We start from the raw sequence: 4,200 nt of genomic DNA on the forward strand, positions 1-4,200 counted from the left end.
GGACTCGGCGGGGTAGCCGGCGCGAGCAGGCTCCGGCGGGCCGGGCGGTCGGTGGGACTGCCCCTCGGCCCCCTCGGGTGGGGCGAAGCGACCGCCCCGGTCCCCGCCGGAGAGGTGGGGCACGCCGGAGGCGTCCGCCGCCGTCGGGTAGCCGCGCGGATCGGCCTCCTCGGGCGGGAACCGGTCGGCCCAGTCGTACGGCCCACGGGCGGACGCGCTCTGCTCCGCGACGGCCCGATCAGCGGTGGGGGGGTGGAAGCCGGGTGGCACCTCGAAGCCGGAGGCGGCCGGGCCGACCGGCGGGACCTGCCCGGCGGGCGGAGCCGACGCGGGAACGTTCCCGTCCGACCAGCGGCCCGCACGGGGTGCCGGCTGGTCGTCGGAGGAGTGCCGGGCGGCACCGGGGTCAGGGTCGCCGCCGCGTGGCGGGCCGGTCGGCCGTTCCAGGGCGGGGGCCGGGCGCTGCGCGGGAACGGCCAGCCGGTCGCCGTCGGCCTCCCGGCCGGAGCCTCCGGCGAGCGGCGGCGCGCTGACCGGTGCCGGACGGCCCGCCTGCGACTCCTCCCCGGCGTGACTCACGCCGTTGACGTGCGGGTGACCGTTGACCCGGGGTGAAGACTCGGCCCCGGCGGCCAGGCCGGGCACGGGGGCCGGCAGGTCGCCGTGGCGCGGCGACGAGGCGCCCCAGCCGGACGCCGGCTCGGCGCGACCCCAGCCGGACGCCGCCTCCCGTGGCCCGCCGGCGGCACCACCACCGGACCAGCCGGTCGCCGAGGGCGCCCACCCGCTGACGGAACGGGCGAGGTCGTCCTGCTGACCCGTCCCGTCGCCGTGCTCTCCCGGGGTGGCGGCACCGGGTTGCCCTGCTTCACTCACCGCGCGCTCCTTGGTCGCCCCCGCTGAGGCTACCGTGTGGTGACAGTGGCGATAAGTTACAGCGGCGGGCCAATTCCACGCCGGGTTCACCGACCCCGACCGGTTCGGGCGATAAGTGCCGGCTCGTACGACCAGTTTCGGAGGTTCCCATGACGGCTGTGGGGAACGGTGCCCAGACCGCCGGCCGGCCCACGCGCCTGCCCCGCTCCGCGCGGCGCAAGCAGCTGCTCGCGGCGGCGCAGGAGGTGTTCGTCGCGCAGGGCTATCACGCCGCCGCGATGGACGACATCGCCGAACGGGCGGGGGTTTCCAAGCCGGTGCTCTACCAGCACTTCCCGGGCAAGATGGAGCTCTACCTGGCACTGCTGGACACGCACTGTGACGCGATCGTGGCGAAGGTGCACGAGGCGATGCGGAGCACCAGCGACAACAAGGAGCGGGTCGGCGCGTCGGTCCGCGCGTACTTCGACTTCGTCGACCACGAGAGCGAGGCGTTCCGCCTGGTCTTCGAGTCCGACCTGCGCAACGACCCGGCCGTACGGCAGCGGGTGGAACGGGTGGAGCAGGGCTGCATCGCCGCGATAACCGACACGATCATCTCCGACACCGGGGTGAGCCGGGCACATGCCGAGCTGCTCGCCTCCGGCCTGGTCGGCGCGGCGGAGACGGCGGCGCAGTTCTGGCTGGCCGGGGGCCGGCAGGTGCCGAAGGCCGAGGCCGAGGCGCTTGTCGCGGCGCTGTCCTGGCGGGGCATCGCCAGCTTCCCGTTGCAGGGTGAGTCAGCCTGAACATCCGGCCGCGAGATCGGATAACCTTCCCACGGCGGCTTTTTCGCCCCAGTTGAGGAGGCACCGTGGAGGTCAAGATCGGCGTGCAGTACGCGCCGCGCGAGCTGGTTCTGGAGAGCGCGCAGTCGCCGGCCGAGATCGAGCAGATCGTGACTGACGCCTTCGCGAAGGACGAGGGGACGCTCTCCCTGACCGACGAGAAGGGCCGGCGGGTCATCGTCCCGGTCAACAAGGTCGCCTACGTCGAGATCGCCGAGGCGTCGCCCCGGGCAGTCGGTTTCACCGTCCGCTGATCTCCCTGTCGGAGGTCGACCGTCAAGGTGCCGGCTGGCTTGACCTCGCAGGTCGGCCGGTTGGGTGATGGTTGACGGGGAAGGCTTCTCGCTTGTCGACGCCTCGCGCGTCTGACCTGACATGTCCCGTGCGGACTCGTCGAGGGCCTTCCCCGCCCCGCGCTGGCGCTCCAGCCTCACACCACCCCCGCCCCGCGCTGGCGCTCCAGCCTCACACCACCCCCGCCCCAACCTTCGCCACCCCCGCTGATCAAGCGGTTGGCGTCACCGGGGAGCCGATCCTGACCGAAACTCCTTGATCATTTAGACGGCAGGCGGCGGGCGGCGTCAGGCAGGGAAAGGCGTCCTGAAGTCGGCGAACGGGGCGCAACCGGGCAGGCGAAAGTGGCCCAGATCACAACCGTCGGCCCCGCCTGCCGGGCCCTACCCCTGAACAGGGACGACTTCGGGGCGGCTCAGGTAGTATGGGGCAGTTGCCGTGGGCGCCGACCTGGCCGAAAGGCCGGTCCGACCCGAAGTCCTGCCCACGGCGCGCGTGCGGCCCGGTCCGGCTCGGCGATTCCTGCCCCTGACCGTGTGGCCCGCGCCACTACCGACCGCGCCCTGAGGACTTGACGGGGCGCACCACGAGAGGGCACCCCCAAATCCATATGAGCGAACAGATTTTCGATCTCACAGCCGACCAGGAGCTGGCTCCGACCGCCCCGGTCCGCCCGGAGGCACCCACCTTCGCCGAGCTAGGCGCCCGGCCGGAGACCGTCGAAGCGCTGGCCGAGGCCGGCATCACCCGCGCCTTCGCCATCCAGGAGTACGCGATCCCGATCGCGTTGCGCGGCGTCGACATGATCGGGCAGGCACCGACCGGGACCGGCAAGACGCTCGGCTTCGGCGTGCCGCTGCTGGAGCGGGTCTTCGCCCCCGCCGAGGGCGGCGACGGCGTGCCACAGGCACTCGTCGTCGTACCCACCCGCGAGCTGGGCATCCAGGTCGCCAAGGACCTGGCCGCCGCCGGCCGCACGCGGGGCGTCCGGGTGCTGCCGATCTACGGCGGCGTGGCGTACGAGCCGCAGATCGACGCGCTGCGCAAGGGCGTGGAGATCCTGGTTGGCACGCCGGGCCGGCTGATGGACCTGCAGAAGCAGAAGCACCTGCGGCTCGACCGGGTCCGCGCGCTGGTCCTCGACGAGGCCGACCGGATGCTCGACCTGGGCTTCCTCGACGACGTCGAGAAGATCCTCGCGATGCTGCCGGAGGACCGGCAGACCATGCTCTTCTCGGCCACCATGCCGGATCCGATCGTCACGCTGTCCCGACGCTTCCTGCGCCGGCCCATGACGATCCACGCCGGGCACACCGCCGAGACCGGGCCGTCGCCGCAGACCGAGCAGCTCGTCTACCGCACCCACTCGATGAACAAGATCGAGATCGTGGCCCGCATCCTCCAGGCGGAGGGGCGCGGCCTCACCATGATCTTCACCCGCACCAAGCGGGCCGCCGACCGGGTCGCCGAGGACCTCGACTTCCGCGGCTTCGCCGTGGCCGCCGTGCACGGCGACCTGGGCCAGGGTGCCCGGGAGCGGGCGCTGCGCGCGTTCCGGGCCGGCAAGATCGACATCCTGGTCGCCACCGACGTGGCCGCCCGGGGCCTGGACGTCAGCGGCGTGACCCACGTCATCAACTACGACTGCCCCGAGGACCAGGACACCTACACCCACCGGATCGGCCGCACCGGCCGGGCCGGCGCCACGGGCGTCGCGGTGACCTTCGTCGACTGGGACGACATGCCCCGCTGGCGGATCATCGACAAGACGCTCGGGCTGGAGATGCCGGAGCCGCCGGAGACGTACCACACCTCGCCGCACCTCTACACCGACCTGGCCATCTCCCGCGACGTCAGCGGCACCCTGCCCACGGCGGAGCGGACCCGGGCCGGGCTGTCGGCGGAGGTCGAGGAGGACCTCGGCGGCCGGTCCCGGCGTGGCGACACCGGCGGTGGCCGGGGCTCCCGGCGCGGCGAGCGGGGCGAGCCCCGCAGTCAAGGCGAGCGCCGCCGGAGCCGTTCCGACGCCACGCCCGACGCCGCCGAGGCCCCGACCGGGCAGGCCGCCGAGGACGACTCCCGCACCCCGCGCCGCCGGCGTCGCCGCCGGGTCGGCGAGGTCGTGGCCGGCGAGCCGACCGTGGTGATCTCCGCCGAGCCGTCCGGCTCCGGGCCCGCCGCGGCGTCCGCCGACGGCGAGCCG

The 4,200-nt window shown here is 73.7% G+C and carries 3 protein-coding genes and 1 pseudogene; 3 read left to right on the top strand and 1 reads right to left on the bottom strand.

Annotated elements, in window-relative coordinates; translation table 11 throughout:
- A pseudogene (locus tag MCAG_RS33625) lies at positions 1 to 876 on the bottom strand (hypothetical protein); the annotation flags it as partial.
- A 149-nt stretch (positions 877 to 1,025) separates the two neighbouring features.
- Here MCAG_RS33625 and MCAG_RS11365 point away from each other — a divergent pair.
- The 3 genes from MCAG_RS11365 to MCAG_RS11375 form a co-directional block, all read left to right on the top strand.
- The gene (locus MCAG_RS11365; protein ID WP_007073113.1) at positions 1,026 to 1,664 is read left to right on the top strand and encodes a TetR/AcrR family transcriptional regulator; all 639 of its coding nucleotides are present in this window, start codon (positions 1,026 to 1,028) and stop codon (positions 1,662 to 1,664) included.
- A 65-nt stretch (positions 1,665 to 1,729) separates the two neighbouring features.
- The gene (locus tag MCAG_RS11370; protein ID WP_007073114.1) at positions 1,730 to 1,957 is read left to right on the top strand and encodes a DUF3107 domain-containing protein; all 228 of its coding nucleotides are present in this window, start codon (positions 1,730 to 1,732) and stop codon (positions 1,955 to 1,957) included.
- Positions 1,958 to 2,607: 650 nt separating this feature from the next.
- The coding region (locus MCAG_RS11375) for a DEAD/DEAH box helicase (RefSeq protein ID WP_157548480.1) at positions 2,608 to 4,200 on the top strand (1,593 nt) is incomplete at its 3' end.

It is taken from the genome of Micromonospora sp. ATCC 39149 (assembly GCF_000158815.1).
In the GTDB taxonomy this organism is placed as follows: domain Bacteria; phylum Actinomycetota; class Actinomycetes; order Mycobacteriales; family Micromonosporaceae; genus Micromonospora.

Excerpts from the sequence above, each read along its gene's own strand:
- MCAG_RS11365 (WP_007073113.1), top strand. The coding sequence starts at position 1,026 with ATGACGGCTGTGGGGAACGGTGCCCAGACCGCCGGCCGGCCCACGCGC.